Here is a 17,297-nt window from a genome sequence, read left to right as displayed (position 1 = left end):
ACGAGGTCGAGACGGCCTCCAAGCCTAGACGTATCGGACCTGTTCCACCGGGTTCATGTACCCGACAACGCGTGTGCCCGCCCCGTCCGCTGTCCCGGCCTCGCACTCCATGTCCACCACCACGGCGCGGCCCGGCGCCGGCCGATCGTTTCCGGCCTCCGCGTCCCCGGCCGGCCGTACCCCACGGCGGTACAACTCGTACGAACGCGCCCCACAGCGCTCGGCGCCCGGCACCTCGGCGGCGGTCTCCGCCACGCGCGCGTCCCGGAAGGTGCGGAGGAAGTCCTGTCGCCGGGCGCGGGCGAGGGCCTCGACGGCGGCCCGCTGCCGCTCAGGGTGCCGACACGCCAGGTGCTGGCCGTGACGGCACCCAGCCGGAGCGGGTGACCTCGGGGAGAGCGGTGAGCCGTGCGGGCGTGGTGTCTTCATCGTGGCGCACCCCCGCGGTGCGCCCTCGTTCACCATGCTCGGAAATCACGTGCGGTCGAGGTCAACACGCCATGTGATGGCCCTCGTCGAGCACCCGGCCCCCACGCACCGGGCGGGCGATCCGCACGCGGAGTCCGTGACGTGCCACGTCACGTCGCCCGGCACCGGCCGGCGGCGCCCGCCTCACCACCGTCATACGACGATGTCGAACCAGGGCCTTCGCGCGGTGGCCCAGTGCGCCACCCAGCCCGCGAAGCCCACCTCCGCCGTGGCCCGGCCGAAGGACGCCCCGAACGGCGCGGCCCCCACGTCGCTGATGTTCCATATCCGGCCGCGCTGCGGACCGGTGACCACCAGCTGCCAGTACATACCGCAGCCGTCCGTGCCCAGCACCACGCTGCCGTAGTTGTAGACCGCGTCGATGAGCGGCTCTATCTCCTCGTACGGCCGGGGGTCGTCCTCCCACACCCATGCCTCGGTCAGCGGGAACGCCTCCGACAGGTCCCGCTGGCTCGGCGCGCAGCCCCAGTCGGCCGGCAGCGCGGCCAGGGGTATCAGCCCGTCGATGTCGGGCGGCCCGTCACCGCATCCGTCGCAGATCTCCGCCACCATCGTGCGGTACGGCTCGGGCAGGACGATGCCCTGCTCGCGCTCGTACGCACGGACCGCGTCCCAGCCCAGCGGCGGCAGACTGCGATCCGCGGGGAAGGCCGCCCGCAGCGCGTCCAGCTCCTCGGGATCGGCCACGTCGTGACCGGCCCGGCGGCCGCCGCCCGCCGCGTTCTGCCGGGCCCACTCGCCGAGGTCCGTCACCCCTCGCCCGGCCGATTCACCGGTCTCGCGCACCTCACCCCCGTGTGCCTCGCCCCTGTCGGCGTTTTCGGTGCTCATGTTCTCCATGCCCTTCATGCCCTCCATTGGACCAGTCCGCACTGACAGTCCGTACCGGCGATCCGCACGCACAGTCCGCGTTCGCCTCCCGTGCCCGCGGTCCGTACGCGCGGTGCGCACCGGCAGTCCGGCCACGACTACCCCGAGCTGCCTCCGGCACGCTGTCCTCAGACGCCCCGTCGTCCACCGGTGGCAGATCGGGTCATGGGTGCATCCTGCCGCATGACGAACGAGTGGCCGATCACTGTTCGGTGCCGAAATATGAATGGCTGATATACGAGTGGTCGATGGGTTGTCGGTGCACACAAAACCCAACGCCGCCGCTCAAGAAGGCGCAGGTGCGAGCTCTTCCTGCCATGCCCACGCCGTGACGTCCAACTCGCCGTCCGTACCGATGTCGAGCATCAGGGACAGGGGGGTGGCCTCTTTTCCCCGTCCTGGTACGGCGCGCGGCCGTGACCGGGGTCCTCGCCTCCGGTCACGGCCGCGCGACACCGGCCGTCCAACGGTCAGTTGTGGCTGTGCAGCACCTCGTTGAGACCGCCCCAGACCGCGTTGTTCGGACGGGCCTCGACGACGCCCGTGACCGAGTTGCGGCGGAAGAGGATGTTGTCCGCGCCCGACAGTTCCCGTGCCTTGACGATCTGTCCGTCCGGCAGCGTGACGCGCGTGCCGGCGGTGACGTACAGGCCCGCCTCGACCACGCACTCGTCGCCCAGGGCGATACCGACCCCCGCCTCCGCGCCGATGAGGCAGCGCTCGCCGATGACGATCCGCTCCTTGCCGCCGCCCGACAGCGTCCCCATGGTGGACGCGCCACCGCCGATGTCGGTGCCGTCGCCGATGACGACACCCGCGGAGATCCGTCCCTCGACCATCGAGGTGCCGAGGGTGCCCGCGTTGTAGTTGACGAAGCCCTCGTGCATCACGGTGGTCCCGGCGGCGAGGTGCGCGCCGAGGCGTACCCGGTCGGCGTCGGCGATCCGGACGCCCTTGGGGGCCACGTAGTCGGTCATCCGCGGGAACTTGTCGACCGATGTCACCTGGAGGTGCAGTCCCTCGGCGCGCGCGTTGAGCCGTACGGTCTCCAGCGCGTCGACGGCGACCGGGCCCAGCGAGGTCCAGGCCACGTTGGCGAGCAGGCCGAAGATGCCGTCCAGGTTCTGCCCGTGGGGAGCGACCAGGCGGTGGCTGAGCAGGTGCAGGCGAAGGTAGATGTCGTGCGCGTCCAGGGGCTTGTCGTCCAGCGAGGCGACGACCGTACGGACGGCGACGACCTCGACCCCGCGACGCGTGTCGGGACCGACGGCCTTGGCCGCGCCCGCGCCGAGCAGTTCCGCGGCGCGCTCGGCGGTCAGCCGCTCGGTGCCGGCCGGGCCGGGCTCGGCGACGAGTTCGGGCGCGGGGAACCAGGTGTCGAGGACGGTGCCGTCCTCGGTGACGGTGGCGAGGCCGGTGGCGACGGCACCGGTGGCACGGGGCGGGAGGGAAGAACGCGGAGAAGACGTGTCGGTCATGCTCCGAACTTAACGTTCCTGGTGGCGCCCGGGCGAACCGGTCTCAGGTGACGAGCGCGCGCCGTGCCGGACCGGCTACTCTGCTCCGTTCGAACAGAACAACGGCTGAGCGGAGCGGATCGGTGGCACAGGGAACGGGGCCGGGCGGCGGACCGTACGGAGGCGCTCCCCCAGGGGGCGGCGGCTCCTACGGAAGCGGCCCTCATCAGGGCGGCGGACCGCACGGTGGCGGCCCGTACGGGAACGGCCCCTACGGCGGTGGCCCGCAGGGCGGCGGACCCTACGGCGGTGGCCCGTACGGCTGGGGCGGCTGGCCCCCGCCGCCGCCCAGGCCCGGCGTCATACCCCTCGGCCCGCTCGGCCTGAGCGACATACTCACCGGCGCCTTCGCCACTTTCGGCCGCTACTGGAAGCAGTTGTTCGGAGTGACGGTGGTCGTGTACGCGGTCGCCGCCCTGGTGGTCGCCGCGGCGGCGGGGCTCGCCTACGCCGTGGCCGGCGACGACCTGCGCCACCTCTTCGACCTGCCGTCGGGCCAGGACCCGGACTGGGACGACCTGCGGCCCCTGGTGATCCCCTTCGCCGGTCTGTGCGCCTTCGCCGTGCTGGTGCTGCTCGCCGCGACGGCGATGGTCCAGGCCGTCTGCCCGGCGATAGCCCAGGAGGCCGTGCTCGGCCGCCGCACGACCTTCGGCGCGGTCTGGCGTCGCGCCCTCGCACGGGTCCCGGCCGTGCTCGGCAGCGTCGTCCTGATCGGGCTGATCGGCCTCCTCCCGGTGGCCCTGCTCCTGCTGGGCATCGGCGCCACCGTGCTCACCTACGCCGTCGCCGAGGCGCAGTGGGCGGGCTGGCTGATGGCGCTCGGGTTCCTGGGCGCGCTGGCCGCGGCCCCGGTGGCCACCTGGCTCTGGATCCGCTACAGCCTGGCCTCGACGGTCGCGGTGACCGAGACCCAGGGCACCACCGCTTCCCTGCGTCGCTCGGCGGCGCTGGTGCGCGGCTCCTGGTGGCGGATCTTCGGCATCTGCCTGCTGGTCTACCTGATGGCGGGCTTCGCCGGGATGGTCATCCGGCAGTTGCTCACCCTGCTGGGCCTGCTTCCCGGCATGTTCACGGCAAGCGACATCGGCCCGGAGGCGAGTCCCGGCGCGATCGCCCTGGGCATCGGTGGTTATCTGCTTCTGGCCCTGATCGGTCAGCTGGTCAGCCAGGTCATCACCACGACCTTCCCCCAGCTCGTGCTGGCCCTGCTCTACGTGGACCAGCGCATACGCAACGAGAACCTGGCACCCACCCTCGTCGAGGCGGCCTCCGCGCCGGCGCCCTCGTAGGCGCGCGGACACGGCGAAGGGCCCGATGGCGGGGGACCTCGAGGTCCCCGGCCGTCGGGCCCTTCGCCACGCGTACCGATGGGCCGCCCGTGACGCGGACGGACGCGCGTCGCCAGGACGTCGGCCCGGCCGTTGGCTCAGCCGTCGAGTCGGACGCCGGCCCGGACCGCGGTCAGACGTTGAAGCCCAGCGCCCGCAGCTGCTCGCGCCCGTCGTCCGTGATCTTATCCGGGCCCCACGGCGGCATCCAGACCCAGTTGATCTTGAGCTCGTTGACGATCCCGTCCGTCGCCGCCTTCGCCTGGTCCTCGATCACATCGGTCAGCGGACACGCCGCCGACGTCAGGGTCATGTCCAGCGTCGCCGTGTTCGAGTCGTCGATGTGGATGCCGTAGATCAGCCCCAGGTTGACGACATCGATACCCAGCTCGGGGTCGACGACGTCGTACAGCGCCTCCCGGACCTCTTCCTCCGAGGCGGGCTTCATGGTGGCGGTCTCGTTCTCGCTCATGCCGTCTCCTTCGTCACGCTCTCGTCCGTGGCCGGGTTGCCGCCCAGCGCCTGCGCCGTCGCGTCCTTCCACGCCATCCAGCTCAGCAGGGCGCATTTGACGCGGGCGGGGTACTTCGAGACGCCGGCGAACGCGACCGCGTCCTCCAGCACCTCCTCCATCGTGTCGTCCGGCTCGATCTGGCCCTTGGACTGCATCAGCTCCAGGAACGTGTCCTGGATCCGCCGCGCCTCGGCCACCTCCTTGCCGACGAGCAGGTCGTTGAGCACGGAAGCGCTGGCCTGGCTGATCGAACAGCCCTGGCTCTCGTACGAGACGTCCGCGATCCGCGACCCCTCGTACCGCACGCGCAGTGTGATCTCGTCGCCACACGTCGGATTGACGTGGTGCACCTCGGCGTCGCCGTCCCGCAGACCACGCCCGTGCGGGTGCTTGTAGTGGTCCAGGATGACGTCCTGGTACATCGAATCCAGCTTCACGGACAGCCTCTCAAGTCGTCTTCCCGGTCCTCGTCCGAGTCTCGTCGTCCGGTTGCTCGCCCCCGGCTCTCGCCGGCCCGGGCTCCCCGGGCGGCCGGCACTCTCGGTCGCCCGAGGCCCCGGACCGCCCGGAAACCGCCGGAGGGGTCCTCATCCGAAGAAGTTGCGGACGTGCTCCAAGCCCTCGACCAGGGCATCGACCTCGGCCGGAGTGGAGTACAGATAGAAAGACGCCCGCGTCGTCGCGGGAATTCCGTACCGCAGGCAGACCGGCCGCGCGCAGTGGTGGCCGACCCGGACCGCGATGCCCTGCTCGTCCAGCACCTGCCCCACGTCGTGCGGATGGATGTCGCCGAGCGTGAAGGAGATCGTCGCCCCCCGGTCCTCGGCCGTCTCCGGGCCGATGATCCGCAGGTCGGGGACCTCCAGCAGGCGCTTCACCGCGTACTCGGTGATCGCGTGCTCATGCGCGGCGATCCTCTCCATGCCGATCGCGGACAGGTAGTCCACGGCCGCCCCGAGGCCGACGGCCTGGGCGATCGGGGGCGTACCCGCCTCGAACTTGTGCGGCGCCGGCGCGTAGGTCGAGGAGTGCATCGAGACCGTCTCGATCATCTCGCCACCGCCCAGGAACGGCGGCAGGTCCTCCAGCAGCTCCTGCCGGCCCCACAGCACGCCGATCCCGGTCGGACCGACCATCTTGTGGCCGGTGAAGGCGACGAAGTCCGCCTGGAGCGCCTGCACGTCCAGGACCTGGTGCGGCGCGGCCTGCGAGGCGTCGATGCAGACCAGCGCGCCGACTTCCTGCGCCCGGCGGACGATCGTCTCGACCGGGTTCTGCGTGCCCAGGATGTTGGAGACCAGCACAAAGGAGACGATCTTGGTCTTCTCGGTGATGATCTCGTCGATGTTGGACAGGTCGAGCCGGCCGTCGTCGGTGATGCCGAACCACTTCAGCTTCGCGCCCGTGCGCTGCGCGAGCAGCTGCCACGGCACGATGTTGGAGTGGTGCTCCATCTCCGTGGTGACGATCTCGGTCTCGTGGTCCACCCGGTACGGCTCGTCGGCCCAGCCGAGCATGTTGGCCACGAGGTTGAGCGACTCCGAGGCGTTCTTGGTGAAGATCACCTCGTCGCGGCTCGGCGCGTTGATGAACGCGGCGACCTTGTCACGCGCGCCTTCGTACAGCGCCGTGGCCTCCTCGGCGATCGTGTAGACGCCGCGATGGACGTTCGCGTTGTGCTGCTCGTAGTACTCGCTCAGTGCGTCGAGTACCTGGCGCGGCTTCTGCGAGGTCGCTGCGGAGTCCAGGTACACGAGCTTCTTGCCGTCGTGGATCACCCGGTCGAGGATCGGGAAATCCTTCCGGATCGCCTCGTCCAGCAGGCGGCCCGGAGCGGTCGGAAGGCCCGGCAGCTGTGTCACGCGGTAACGCCACCCTTCACGTATGCCTCGTAGCCCTCGTTCTCCAGCTTGTCCGCGAGCTCGGCGCCGCCGGACTCGGCGATGCGCCCCTGCGCGAAGACGTGCACGAAGTCGGGCTTGATGTAGCGGAGGATCCTGGTGTAGTGCGTGATCAGCAGCGTGCCGACCTCGCCGGTCTCCCGGACGCGGTTGACGCCCTCGGAGACGACCCGCAGCGCGTCCACGTCGAGGCCGGAGTCGGTCTCGTCCAGGATCGCGATCTTCGGCTTGAGCAGTTCGAGCTGGAGGATCTCGTGGCGCTTCTTCTCACCGCCGGAGAAGCCCTCGTTGACGTTCCGCTCGGCGAAGGCGGGGTCCATGTGGAGGCGCTCCATGGTCTCCCGGACCTCCTTCACCCAGGTCCGCAGCTTGGGCGCCTCGCCGCGGATCGCGGTGGCGGAGGAACGCAGGAAGTTGGAGACGGAGACGCCGGGGACCTCGACCGGGTACTGCATCGCGAGGAACACACCGGCGCGGGCGCGCTCGTCGACGGTCATCTCCAGGACGTCCTCGCCGTCCAGGGTCACGGTGCCGCCGGTGATCGTGTACTTGGGGTGGCCCGCGAGGGAGTACGCGAGGGTCGACTTGCCGGAGCCGTTGGGGCCCATGATGGCGTGCGTCTCGCCCTGCTTGACGGTGAGGTCGACGCCCTTCAGGATCTCGCGGGAGGCGTTGTCGGCCTCGACGGAAACGTGCAGGTCGTGGATTTCAAGCGTTGCCATGGGTGACTCAGGACTCCTGGGTGACGGAGACGAGCACATCGTCCCCTTCGATCTTTACGGGGTATACGGGGACGGGGCGCGTCGCGGGCAGACCGGACGGCTTGCCGGTACGGAGGTCGAAGCTGGAACCGTGCAGCCAGCATTCGATCATGCAGTCCTCGACCTCGCCCTCCGAGAGCGAGACGTTGGCGTGCGAGCAGATGTCGTTGATCGCGAACACCTCGCCCTCGGTGCGCACGACGGATACGGGCGTGCCGTCGATCTCCACCCGCTTCGGGGTGCCCTCCTCCAGCTCGTCCAGCCCGCAGACGCGGACGAAGGTCGTCGGGGGGGTCACGACACGGTCTCCAGCTCTGCCTCGATCTTCTCCAGCAGGCGCTCCTCGACGTCGGGGAGCCCGATCTGCTGGACCAGCTCGGCGAAGAAGCCGCGGACGACAAGCCTGCGGGCCTCGGCCTCGGGGATGCCGCGCGCCATCAGGTAGAAGAGCTGCTCGTCGTCGAACCTGCCGGTGGCCGAGGCGTGCCCGGCACCGGCGATCTCGCCGGTCTCGATCTCCAGGTTCGGTACGGAGTCGACCCGGGCTCCGTCCGTGAGGACCAGGTTGCGGTTCATCTCGTAAGTGTCCGTGCCCTCGGCGGCGGCGCGGATCAGGACGTCGCCGATCCATACGGCGTGCGCGTCCGTGCCCTGGAGAGCGCCCTTGTAGGCGGCGTTGGACTTGCAGTGCGGCGTGTTGTGGTCGACGAGGAGCCGGTGCTCCTGGTGCTGGCCCTCGTCGGTGAAGTAGAGGCCGAGCAGCTCCGCCTCACCGCCGGTGCCCGCGTACTCGACCCGGGGGTGCAGCCGGACGAGGTCACCGCCGAAGGTGACGACGATCGACTTGAACGAGGCGTCGCGGCCGATCAGCGCGTTGTGCTGGGCGACGTGGACGGCCTTGGCGTCCCAGTCCTGGACGGAGACGACGGTCAGCTTGGCGCCGTCCCCGAGCAGGTAGTCGACGTTGGCCGCGAGCACGCCGTCGCCGGAGTGGTCCATGACGACGACCGCCTCGGCGAAGGCACCGAGCTCGATGACCTGGTGGCCGTAGGCCGTACCGCCCTGGCCCCGGACGGCGATCCGGATCGGCTCGGCGAGCACCGCCTCCTTGGGCACGGAGACGACGGACGCCTTCTCGAAGGAGGAGTACGCCTGTGCGACGACCCGGTCCACCGGGACACCGGCCTTGCCGATCCGCGCGTCGTCACGGCCGACGGTCTCGACGGTGACGCCGTCGGGGGCGGTCACCTCGACGGTGACGGCGCCGTCCGCGGCGACCGCGCTGCCGTCGTGCAGCCCGCGCAGCCGCTCCAGCGGCGTGAACCGCCACTCCTCCTCCCGGCCGTGGGGCACGGGGAAGTCCGCCACGTCGTAGGACGGGGGCGCGCTCATGCGCGTGGCGACGGTCGACTCGGCGGCCACCGCGATCGAACCGGTGGTGGTGGAGCCCACCGGAATGTTCTGAGCCTCAGCCATGGCTGTCGTCGTGCTCTCTCTCTGCCTCTGCGTAAGGAATGGGTCGCTGCTTGGGTCGCCGCCGCGGTCGGTGGCCTACGGGGATGCCGCCGCCGGGGGCCGGGGGCGCGGGCGCCCGGGAACGAGGCCGGTTCGGCGCTCCGGTTCGCCGGGCCGGTACGGAGCCCGCCGAACGGGACCGGATCCGGCCGCGGCGGGCCGGATCGTCCCGGGCCCGGCCCGGCCGCTAGCCGACGGCGCCTTCCATCTGCAGTTCGATCAGCCGGTTGAGCTCCAGCGCGTACTCCATGGGCAGCTCCTTGGCGATCGGCTCGACGAAGCCGCGCACGATCATCGCCATCGCCTCGAACTCCGAGAGACCGCGGCTCATCAGGTAGAAGAGCTGGTCCTCGGAGACCTTGGAGACGGTCGCCTCGTGGCCCATGGACACGTCGTCCTCACGGACGTCCACGTACGGGTAGGTGTCGGAGCGCGAGATGGTGTCCACCAGCAGCGCGTCGCACAGCACGTTCGACTTGGAGCCCTCGGCGCCCTCGCCGATCTCGATCAGGCCCCGGTACGACGTACGGCCGCCACCGCGCGCCACCGACTTGGAGACGATGTTCGACGAGGTGTGCGGGGCCATGTGGACCATCTTGGCGCCGGCGTCCTGGTGCTGGCCCTCGCCCGCGAAGGCGATCGACAGGGTCTCGCCCTTGGCGTGCTCGCCCATCAGGTAGACGGCCGGGTACTTCATGGTGACCTTGGAGCCGATGTTGCCGTCGACCCACTCCATGGTCGCGCCCTCGTAGGCCACGGCCCGCTTGGTGACCAGGTTGTAGACGTTGTTCGACCAGTTCTGGATGGTCGTGTAACGGCAGCGGGCGCCCTTCTTGACGATGATCTCGACCACGGCGCTGTGCAGCGAGTCCGAGGTGTAGATCGGGGCGGTGCAGCCCTCCACGTAGTGGACGTAGGCGTCCTCGTCCACGATGATCAGCGTCCGCTCGAACTGGCCCATGTTCTCCGTGTTGATACGGAAGTAGGCCTGGAGCGGGATGTCGACGTGCACGCCCTTCGGCACGTAGATGAACGAGCCGCCCGACCACACGGCCGTGTTCAGCGACGCGAACTTGTTGTCACCGACCGGGATGACCGTGCCGAAGTACTCCTTGAACAGCTCGGGGTGCTCCCGGAGCGCGGTGTCGGTGTCCAGGAAGATGACGCCCTGCTGCTCCAGGTCCTCACGGATCTGGTGGTACACGACCTCGGACTCGTACTGGGCCGCGACACCGGCGACGAGGCGCTGCTTCTCCGCCTCGGGGATGCCGAGCTTGTCGTACGTGTTCTTGATGTCCTCGGGCAGCTCCTCCCAGCTGGCGGCCTGCTGCTCGGTGGACCGGACGAAGTACTTGATGTTGTCGAAGTCGATGCCCGACAGGTCGGAGCCCCAGTTGGGGAGCGGCTTCTTGTCGAACAGGCGCAGGCCCTTGAGCCGCAGCTTCAGCATCCACTCCGGCTCGTTCTTCTTCCCCGAGATGTCGCGGACGACTTCCTCGGAGAGGCCGCGCTTGGCTTCGGCACCCGCGGCGTCGGGGTCGGCCCAGCCGAATTCGTACTTACCCAGGCCCTCGAGCTCGGGGTGAGCGGTCTCCGTGGGGAGCGTCATGCGGGGTTCCTCCCGGCTGTGCTGTCGGATGCGTGATGAGTGGTCGGTGCGGTGGCGCGGGGGATGAACGTCGTGCAGACCCCGTCACCGTGGGCGATGGTGGCGAGACGTTGCACATGGGTCCCGAGCAGCTGGGAGAAGAACTCCGTCTCCGCCTCGCACAGCTGGGGGAACTGCTCGGCGACGTGCGCGACCGGGCAGTGGTGCTGGCAGAGCTGCTCGCCCAGCCGGTTCGGCGCGTCCCGGGCCGTAGCAGCGTACCCGTCGGTGCTCAGCGCCTTGGCCAGCGCCTCTGTACGTTTGTCCGGGTCGGCGGCGTCGACCGCCGACCGGTAGGCCGCCGCCTGCGCGGCGATGCGGGCACGGGCGAAGGCGGCCACCGCGGCCTCGCCCTGGGCCCCGCCGCCCGCGGTCCGCGCGATCCAGCGCAGGGCGTCGGCGGCGAGCTGGTCGTAGGACTGGTCGAAGGCGTCCCGCCCGCAGTCGGTCAGCGCGAACACCTTGGCGGGCCGACCGCGCCCGCGCGAGCCGTACACCCGCTTCTCGCGCGGTTCCACCACGGAGTCGGCGGCCAGTGCGTCCAGGTGGCGGCGGACGGCCGCCTGGGTGAGTCCGAGCCGACCCGCCAGCTCCGAGACGGTCGACGGGCCGTGGTCCAGGATGGAGCGCGCGACCCGGTTGCGCGTGGAGCGCTCACCGGTCGCGAGTTCCTCCTGCGGAGCCTCGCCCACGTATTTCACAACGCCATTGTTGCGTAATTCCTTGCGAAGTGACAACCACGGTACGCAGCCACCAGGGGTGCGCTTAATCACTTAGGGTTACCTAACTGGAGGGCTGTCCGGCCCCGCGGCCGGAGCCCCCGCCCGCGCTGCCTAGACTTCCGGCATGCACAGCGTCTTCCCGGGTGAATCCCTGCCCGACGGCGGGTCCGGCAGTGGGCCCGCCCCCGGCCGGACCGGCCCGGCGCCCGCCGCGGAGGCGGCCGGAACACCCGTCGTGGAGGTCCGCGGCCTGGTCAAACGGTACGGCGCGAAGACCGCCGTGGACGGCCTCGACCTGGTGGTGCGCGCCGGTACCGTGACCGCCGTCCTCGGCCCCAACGGCGCAGGCAAGACGACCACGGTGGAGACCTGCGAGGGGTACCGCAGGCCCGACGCCGGCACGGTCCGCGTCCTCGGCCTCGATCCCGTCGCCGACGCCGCCCGGCTCCGCCCCAGGATCGGCGTGATGCTCCAGTCCGGTGGCGTGTACTCCGGCGCGCGCGCCGGTGAGATGTTGCGCCACATGGCCCGGCTGCACGCCCACCCGCTCGATGTGGACGCGCTGATCGAACGGCTCGGCCTCGGCGACTGCGGGCGTACGACCTACCGGCGGCTGTCCGGCGGGCAGCAGCAGCGGCTCGCCCTGGCGATGGCCGTCGTCGGCCGCCCCGAGCTGGTCTTCCTGGACGAACCGACCGCCGGTCTCGACCCGCAGGCCCGCCGCGCCACCTGGGAGCTGGTCCGCCAGCTGCGCACCGACGGCGTCGGCGTGGTGCTGACCACGCACTTCATGGACGAGGCCGAGGAACTGGCCGACGACGTGGTGATCATCGACGCGGGCCGGGTCATCGCCCAGGACAGCCCCGAGCGGCTGTGCCGGGGCGGCGCGGAGAACACCCTGCGCTTCACCGGCCGCCCGGCGCTGGACCTGGGCTCGCTGCTCAAGGCGCTCCCCGACGGCTCCGAGGCCGCCGAACTGCCGGGCGCGGTCTACCGGGTCACCGGCACGGTGGGCCCGCAGCTGCTGGCCACGGTCGCCTCCTGGTGCGCCCAGCACGGGGTGATGCCGGACACGATCTCCGTCGAGCGGCGCACGCTGGAGGACGTCTTCCTCGAACTGACCGGCAAGGAGCTGCGTTCATGAGTACGGACACGGGCGCGGTCGCGGGCGGCGGTACGGGCGTGGACGACCGGGGCACGGGCGCCGGTGCGTACGCCCCGGCGCCCGGCGCGGCCCCGCTGCTCCGGATGATCGGCGCGCAGACGGCGTTCGAGACGAAACTGCTGCTGCGCAACGGCGAACAGCTGCTGCTGACCGTGATCATCCCGTCGCTGCTGCTGGTGCTGTTCTCGACGGTCGACGTCGTCGACACCGGTTCGGGTGAAGCGGTGGACTTCCTCGCCCCCGGCGTCCTGGCGCTGGCCGTGATGTCCACGGCGTTCACCGGTCAGGCCATCGCGACCGGCTTCGAGCGGCGGTACGGCGTGCTCAAGCGGCTCGCCGCCTCACCGCTGCCGCGCTGGGCGCTGATGACGGCCAAGACGCTCTCCGTCCTGGTCACGGAGGTGCTCCAGGTCGTCCTGCTGACCGTGATCGCCCTCGGGCTCGGCTGGTCGCCGGGCGGCAACCCGCTCGCCGTCCTGCTCCTGCTGGTCCTCGGCACGGCGGCGTTCTCCGGGCTCGGCCTGCTGATGGCGGGCACGCTCCGCGCGGAGGCCACGCTGGCGGCCGCCAATCTGGTCTTCCTGCTGCTCCTGGTGGGCGGCGGGGTGATCGTGCCGCTGGACAAGTTCCCCGACGCGGCGGGCTCGGTCCTCGGCCTGCTGCCCATCTCCGCGCTCTCCGGCGGGCTGCGGGACGTCCTCCAGTCCGGCGCCGGAACGCCCTGGGCGGACCTCGGCGTCCTCGCCGCATGGGCCGTGCTGGGCCTCGGCTCGGCGGCCCGGTTCTTCCGCTGGGAGTGACGTCCGGGCAGGGACGTCGGCGCAGGGGCGTCGGCCGGCGGGTGGGCGCTCCACGCGCCCGTACATACCTCCCGTACCCCTCGTGAAAAGCTGCACAAGCTCGCGCCTACCATGGTTGCCGTGCTGAACCCCCTCGCGTATATCGCCCAGCGCTGGACGCCCTCGCCGCGTACGCTCCGGCGCGCCACCCTCACCGCCACGCTGATGACGGTCGTCATCATCGTCACCGGTGGAGCGGTCCGGCTGACCGGTTCCGGCCTCGGCTGCGACACCTGGCCCAAGTGCACGGACGACAGCCTCTTCGCCACGCCGGAGCAGGGCCTGCACGGGGCCATCGAGTTCGGCAACCGGATGCTGACGTACGTGCTGAGCGCGGCGGTGGGCTGGGCGATCATCGCCGTTCGCTCCGCCAAGCCGCGGAGGCGCGGGCTGACCCGGCTGGCCTGGTCCCAGTTCTGGATCGTGATGGGCAACGCCGTGATCGGCGGCATCACGGTGTGGGCGGGCCTGAACCCCTGGAGCGTGGCGGGGCACTTCCTGCTCGCCTGCACGCTGCTCACGGTCACCACTCTGACCTGGCTGCGCGCCGGCGAGGGCGACGGCGAGCCGCGTCCGCGCGTGCCGCGCCTCGTACGCAGGCTGTCCTGGGCCCTGGTCGTCAGCTCCGCGGTGCTGATCGCGGTGGGTACGACGGTGACGGGCTCGGGCCGCCACGCCGGTGACAGCAGCGACGTCCCGCGGATGCCCTTCGACTGGGTCACCACCGCCCATGTGCACGCGGTGTTCGCCTGGCTGGTGTGCGCGCTGGCGGTGGCGATCTGGCTGGTGCTGCGGACGGTGGACGCCCCCGTGGACATCCGGGCTCGCGCCCGCGACCTGCTGCTGGTGCTGCTCGCCCAGGGCGCCATCGGCTACGTGCAGTTCTTCACCGACTCCCCGGAGATCCTGGTGGGCCTGCACATGCTCGGTTCCGCGCTGGTCTGGATCGCCGTCCTGCGGGTGGCGATGAGCGTACGTGAGCGGCCGGTGACCACGGCGGAGAAACCGGCGCGGCCGGAGTCGCCGATGTCGGCGGCGGTCTGAGCCGACCGCACGGCCCGGCGCGCGGCGGCCCGTGTGCGCGTACGGTCAGCCGCCCGGCAGCCCGTAGAGGCGCCGGGCGTTGTCCGCCGCGATCATTCCGGCGACGCGCCGGGCGTCCCTCGCCGACCAGGCGCCTTCCGCGACCCAGCCGCCGAGCACCCGCGCCACCGCCTCCCTGAACACCCGCGCCGCCACCACATGCAGCTCGGGCAGCCCCCGCGCACCACTGGAGAAGAGCAGCTTTCCGAAGGGCGCGAGTTCCAGGACCTCCGCGAGCACCGCCGCGGCCCTCGCGCCCGTCCGCGCGAGGCCGGGTCCGAGGTCCGCGTACACATGGGGGAAGAGCGCCGTCATCTGGGCGGCGTGCCGGTGGTACGGCGGGGTGCCGAGCAGGACGAGCGCGACGCCCAGACCGGCCGTGGCCGTCGCGAAACCGGTCAGTGCCAGGGGGCCGCCGCCCTCGCCCGGCGCCGGTCCGCCCAGGGCCCCGGTGTGCAGTTGCAGCGGCAGTCGGGCGGTGACCGCCGTCCACAGCAGGTGGCGCAGCAGAACGGGATCGGTGAGCGGATCACCCGCCCGCCGCCCTGCCAGCCAGCGCCCGGCGGCGCCCCGTACCTCTCCGGGCCCCGGCGGTTCGGGGTCCAGGGCGGCGCTGAGCACCGCGCCGGCCCCGGCGCTGAAGCCGACGGCCGACGTTCCCGCGGTGTGGACGGCCGCCGCGCACCCGGCCAGAAAGCCGCCGACGCAGACCGCGGTGTCGGCAGCCCGTACGGCGAGTGGTTCGAGGCGGACGATCTCCCGGGCGTCGGCGCCCGCCATGGCCGCCATCTCCCCCGGCCCGGCGTGGTCCGGAGCGGCCGGGTCCGGCCCGAGGGGTGCCGCGGCCCCCGCCGTGTCCACCAGATAGGTGGAGATTCCCGTGGACCGCAGCAGCAGCCCGGCGGTCGCCGACGCCCCCAGTTCGCGGCGGCGGGCGAGGTAGCGCGCGGGCGGGCAGTGCGGCTCCAGGCCCAGCAGCGGCGGGCACCAGCGCCGTACCGCGAAACCGGTCTGGGTGTCGAAGAAGCTGGTGCCGACAGCGGGCGGCCCCGTGGTCCCGGGCTGCGCCGTGGCGCCGAGCGCCTCGCGGCGCAGCCGGTCCTCGAAGGTGCCGAGCCCCAGTTCCGTACGGAGGACGCCGTGGCAGTACTGGTCCACCAGGGACGCTGTATCGATCATCGAGGTTCCCGTCGTGGACCGTACGGCTCGCTGCTCCTACAGTCCTAACGGGTGAGTTCCCCACCGGTGGCGCCTTTCGGCCTGCGGCGGACGGCGTTCGACCGCCCCCGGACCAGGGCCGTCGGTGCACGCCGGACCGGCCGCGCCGGGTCCGGCGTCAGCCCGTACCGCCGCCGAGCTGGATGCCCGCCATCCGGCCCCACTCGTACGCTCCCGTGCGCACCTTCGCCGCGAACTCTCCGTCGAACGAGTCGTGCAGCGTGAGCCCGGCTCGTGTCGCCGCGCCGCGCGCGACGGCGTGCGTGGGGGCGACCAGGTCGCCCCAGGCGCCGTCCTCGCCCACGAGCACGATGCGGGTGCCGGCCTGTCCGAGGTACGCGAGGTGCCCTTCGGCACCGCCGTGGCGCCGGGCGAAGGTGCTGATCCGCTTGGCGAGCCGGGCGGCCCGGCGCTCGTCACGTGTCGCGCGGCGGGCCGCCGCGCGCTCCGCCTCCCGCGCCTCGCGCGCGGCCTTCGGATCCTCGGTGCCGTTCTCGTCGCTCTGATCATCCTGCTGGGTTGTGGCCATACCAGGATGCTACCCACGGGTAGAGAGACGAAGACGGGCCGGACCGTGGTCTTGACCACGGTCCGGCCCGTCCGAGGAAGGGGGCGTCTACCGCAGGAACGGATCCACCGCCACCGCCACGAAGAGCAGCGACACATAGGTGATCGACCAGTGGAACAGCCGCATCTCCTTGAGCTTGCCGCCGACGACGCCGGCCTTGGCGCGGGAGTGCAGGCCGTGCGCCTCCCAGAGCCACAGGCCGCCGGCCAGCAGCGCGACCGCCGTGTAGAACCAGCCGGTGTAGCCCAGCGGCGTCAGCAGCAGCGAGACGCCGACCATCACCCAGCTGTAGAGGACGATCTGCCGGGCGACCACCAGGTTGCCCGCGACGACCGGCAGCATCGGCACACCGGCCCGCGCGTAATCGTCCTGCACCCGCATCGACAGCGGCCAGTAGTGCGGCGGCGTCCAGAAGAACATGACGAGAAAGAGGATGACGGCGGCCCAGGACATCGAATTCGTGACCGAGGACCAGCCGATCAGTACGGGCATACAGCCCGCGATGCCGCCCCACACGATGTTCTGCGCGGTGCGCCGCTTGAGAATCATCGTGTAACCGACGACATAAAGAAGGAGCGCGCCGAGAGAAAGGGCCGCGGACAGCCAGTTGACCAGAAAGCCGAACCACACGGTGGAGATCACGGCGAGCGACAGACCGAAGACCAGCCCCTCGCGCGGCGAGACCATGCCGGTGACCAGAGGACGCTGCGCGGTGCGCTCCATCAGCGCGTCGATGTCCCGGTCGATGTACATGTTCAGCGCGCTCGCCCCGCCGGCGGAGAGATAACCGCCGACGCAGGTGACGAGCACCAGCCAGAGGTCCGGGACGCCCCCTTCGGCCAGGAACATCACCGGCACCGTGGTGATCAGCAGCAATTCGATGATGCGCGGCTTGGTCAGCGCCACGAACGCTTTGAGGCGGGCCCCGAACGGCCGCTGGCCCCCCGAGTTCGGAGTCAGGACGACCCCTGCGGGTCGGGACTCGACGGCCGTCACGTACACCCCTGACAGAGAAAATCCCAAGCGAGCCCGTGCGTGAAAGCCCTATAAAGACTCGCGCTTACCACGCCACTCTAGACGTTGCCCAGACGGCGATCCGCGTGGGGGTCCCGCCGACCGGAGAGGCGTTCAACGGCCGCCGCGGCACTGCCTTGAA

The 17,297-nt window shown here is 71.1% G+C and carries 18 protein-coding genes; 4 read left to right on the top strand and 14 right to left on the bottom strand.

Going from position 1 to position 17,297, the window contains the following annotated elements; translation table 11 throughout:
• Nucleotides 1-24: 24 nt before the first annotated feature.
• From IG02_RS0126505 to dapD, 3 genes are all read right to left on the bottom strand, one after another.
• Nucleotides 25-255: a hypothetical protein gene (locus IG02_RS0126505; protein WP_030753202.1), complete on the bottom strand. Its 231-nt coding sequence runs from the start codon at nucleotides 253-255 to the stop codon at nucleotides 25-27.
• Nucleotides 256-621: 366 nt separating this feature from the next.
• Nucleotides 622-1,320 carry an SMI1/KNR4 family protein gene (locus IG02_RS0126500; protein WP_324604752.1) on the bottom strand — a complete coding sequence of 233 codons (699 nt, stop codon included), beginning with the start codon at nucleotides 1,318-1,320 and terminating at the stop codon, nucleotides 622-624.
• A gap of 509 nt (nucleotides 1,321-1,829) precedes the next feature.
• A complete protein-coding gene (dapD, locus tag IG02_RS0126495; protein ID WP_030753196.1) occupies nucleotides 1,830-2,837 on the bottom strand; it encodes a 2,3,4,5-tetrahydropyridine-2,6-dicarboxylate N-succinyltransferase in 1,008 nt (335 codons plus the stop codon).
• A 122-nt stretch (nucleotides 2,838-2,959) separates the two neighbouring features.
• On the opposite strand from dapD, the gene IG02_RS0126490 reads away from it, so the two are divergent.
• The gene (locus IG02_RS0126490; protein WP_234314920.1) at nucleotides 2,960-4,168 is read left to right on the top strand and encodes a hypothetical protein; all 1,209 of its coding nucleotides are present in this window, start codon (nucleotides 2,960-2,962) and stop codon (nucleotides 4,166-4,168) included.
• Nucleotides 4,169-4,340: 172 nt separating this feature from the next.
• On the opposite strand, the gene IG02_RS0126485 is transcribed toward IG02_RS0126490, so the two are convergent.
• From IG02_RS0126485 to IG02_RS0126450, 8 genes are all read right to left on the bottom strand, one after another.
• Complete coding sequence (locus IG02_RS0126485) at nucleotides 4,341-4,679, bottom strand: metal-sulfur cluster assembly factor (RefSeq protein ID WP_030753190.1); 339 nt, start codon at nucleotides 4,677-4,679, stop codon at nucleotides 4,341-4,343.
• Nucleotides 4,676-5,158, bottom strand: a complete 483-nt coding sequence (gene sufU, locus IG02_RS0126480) for a Fe-S cluster assembly sulfur transfer protein SufU (RefSeq protein WP_030753186.1) — start codon at nucleotides 5,156-5,158, stop codon at nucleotides 4,676-4,678. The genes IG02_RS0126485 and sufU overlap by 4 nt, the downstream gene beginning before the upstream one ends.
• A gap of 150 nt (nucleotides 5,159-5,308) precedes the next feature.
• The gene (locus tag IG02_RS0126475; RefSeq protein WP_030753183.1) at nucleotides 5,309-6,583 is read right to left on the bottom strand and encodes a cysteine desulfurase; all 1,275 of its coding nucleotides are present in this window, start codon (nucleotides 6,581-6,583) and stop codon (nucleotides 5,309-5,311) included.
• Nucleotides 6,580-7,344 carry a Fe-S cluster assembly ATPase SufC gene (gene sufC / locus IG02_RS0126470; protein ID WP_030753180.1) on the bottom strand — a complete coding sequence of 255 codons (765 nt, stop codon included), beginning with the start codon at nucleotides 7,342-7,344 and terminating at the stop codon, nucleotides 6,580-6,582. Before sufC ends, IG02_RS0126475 begins: the two co-directional genes overlap by 4 nt.
• Before the next feature lie 7 nt (nucleotides 7,345-7,351).
• The gene (locus tag IG02_RS0126465) at nucleotides 7,352-7,681 is read right to left on the bottom strand and encodes a bifunctional 3-phenylpropionate/cinnamic acid dioxygenase ferredoxin subunit (protein ID WP_030753176.1); all 330 of its coding nucleotides are present in this window, start codon (nucleotides 7,679-7,681) and stop codon (nucleotides 7,352-7,354) included.
• The gene (gene sufD, locus IG02_RS0126460; RefSeq protein ID WP_030753174.1) at nucleotides 7,678-8,859 is read right to left on the bottom strand and encodes a Fe-S cluster assembly protein SufD; all 1,182 of its coding nucleotides are present in this window, start codon (nucleotides 8,857-8,859) and stop codon (nucleotides 7,678-7,680) included. Before sufD ends, IG02_RS0126465 begins: the two co-directional genes overlap by 4 nt.
• A 226-nt stretch (nucleotides 8,860-9,085) precedes the next feature.
• Nucleotides 9,086-10,507, bottom strand: a complete 1,422-nt coding sequence (gene sufB, locus IG02_RS0126455; protein WP_030753171.1) for a Fe-S cluster assembly protein SufB — start codon at nucleotides 10,505-10,507, stop codon at nucleotides 9,086-9,088.
• A complete protein-coding gene (locus IG02_RS0126450) occupies nucleotides 10,504-11,247 on the bottom strand; it encodes a helix-turn-helix transcriptional regulator (protein WP_030753168.1) in 744 nt (247 codons plus the stop codon). The genes sufB and IG02_RS0126450 overlap by 4 nt, the downstream gene beginning before the upstream one ends.
• A 145-nt stretch (nucleotides 11,248-11,392) precedes the next feature.
• On the opposite strand from IG02_RS0126450, the gene IG02_RS0126445 reads away from it, so the two are divergent.
• The 3 genes from IG02_RS0126445 to IG02_RS0126435 all read left to right on the top strand — a co-directional run bounded on the left by IG02_RS0126445 (nucleotide 11,393) and on the right by IG02_RS0126435 (nucleotide 14,316).
• Nucleotides 11,393-12,412, top strand: coding sequence for an ABC transporter ATP-binding protein (locus tag IG02_RS0126445; RefSeq protein ID WP_234314919.1), 1,020 nt, complete (start codon nucleotides 11,393-11,395; stop codon nucleotides 12,410-12,412).
• Between the two features lie 104 nt (nucleotides 12,413-12,516).
• Nucleotides 12,517-13,233 (top strand): ABC transporter permease, encoded by a 717-nt coding sequence (locus tag IG02_RS0126440; protein ID WP_051765778.1) that lies wholly within the window; start codon nucleotides 12,517-12,519, stop codon nucleotides 13,231-13,233.
• Between the two features lie 111 nt (nucleotides 13,234-13,344).
• The gene (locus tag IG02_RS0126435) at nucleotides 13,345-14,316 is read left to right on the top strand and encodes a COX15/CtaA family protein (RefSeq protein WP_030753159.1); all 972 of its coding nucleotides are present in this window, start codon (nucleotides 13,345-13,347) and stop codon (nucleotides 14,314-14,316) included.
• A 45-nt stretch (nucleotides 14,317-14,361) separates the two neighbouring features.
• On the opposite strand, the gene IG02_RS0126430 is transcribed toward IG02_RS0126435, so the two are convergent.
• The 3 genes from IG02_RS0126430 to IG02_RS0126420 all read right to left on the bottom strand — a co-directional run bounded on the left by IG02_RS0126430 (nucleotide 14,362) and on the right by IG02_RS0126420 (nucleotide 17,137).
• Nucleotides 14,362-15,534 (bottom strand): amidohydrolase family protein, encoded by a 1,173-nt coding sequence (locus tag IG02_RS0126430; protein WP_030753156.1) that lies wholly within the window; start codon nucleotides 15,532-15,534, stop codon nucleotides 14,362-14,364.
• Nucleotides 15,535-15,691: 157 nt separating this feature from the next.
• Nucleotides 15,692-16,102, bottom strand: a complete 411-nt coding sequence (locus tag IG02_RS0126425; RefSeq protein ID WP_030753153.1) for a hypothetical protein — start codon at nucleotides 16,100-16,102, stop codon at nucleotides 15,692-15,694.
• An 87-nt stretch (nucleotides 16,103-16,189) separates the two neighbouring features.
• On the bottom strand, nucleotides 16,190-17,137 hold the full coding sequence (locus tag IG02_RS0126420; protein ID WP_030753150.1) for a heme o synthase: 948 nt from the start codon (nucleotides 17,135-17,137) through the stop codon (nucleotides 16,190-16,192).
• Nucleotides 17,138-17,297: the final 160 nt, after the last annotated feature.

Origin of the sequence: Streptomyces sp. NRRL F-5135, assembly GCF_000719775.1 — a bacterium.
In the GTDB taxonomy this organism is placed as follows: Bacteria; Actinomycetota; Actinomycetes; order Streptomycetales; family Streptomycetaceae; genus Streptomyces; species Streptomyces hebeiensis.
The sequence above is the reverse complement of the archived record's forward strand: the minus strand, read 5'-3'. Positions and strand labels throughout refer to the sequence as shown.

Coding starts and splice junctions, on each gene's coding strand:
- IG02_RS0126500 (WP_324604752.1), bottom strand. CDS start 1,320: ATGAGCACCGAAAACGCCGACAGGGGCGAGGCACACGGGGGTGAGGTG.
- dapD (WP_030753196.1), bottom strand. CDS start 2,837: ATGACCGACACGTCTTCTCCGCGTTCTTCCCTCCCGCCCCGTGCCACC.
- IG02_RS0126485 (WP_030753190.1), bottom strand. CDS start 4,679: ATGAGCGAGAACGAGACCGCCACCATGAAGCCCGCCTCGGAGGAAGAG.
- sufC (WP_030753180.1), bottom strand. CDS start 7,344: ATGGCAACGCTTGAAATCCACGACCTGCACGTTTCCGTCGAGGCCGAC.
- sufD (WP_030753174.1), bottom strand. CDS start 8,859: ATGGCTGAGGCTCAGAACATTCCGGTGGGCTCCACCACCACCGGTTCG.
- sufB (WP_030753171.1), bottom strand. CDS start 10,507: ATGACGCTCCCCACGGAGACCGCTCACCCCGAGCTCGAGGGCCTGGGT.
- IG02_RS0126445 (WP_234314919.1), top strand. CDS start 11,393: ATGCACAGCGTCTTCCCGGGTGAATCCCTGCCCGACGGCGGGTCCGGC.
- IG02_RS0126440 (WP_051765778.1), top strand. CDS start 12,517: ATGATCGGCGCGCAGACGGCGTTCGAGACGAAACTGCTGCTGCGCAAC.
- IG02_RS0126435 (WP_030753159.1), top strand. CDS start 13,345: ATGGTTGCCGTGCTGAACCCCCTCGCGTATATCGCCCAGCGCTGGACG.
- IG02_RS0126430 (WP_030753156.1), bottom strand. CDS start 15,534: ATGATCGATACAGCGTCCCTGGTGGACCAGTACTGCCACGGCGTCCTC.
- IG02_RS0126425 (WP_030753153.1), bottom strand. CDS start 16,102: ATGGCCACAACCCAGCAGGATGATCAGAGCGACGAGAACGGCACCGAG.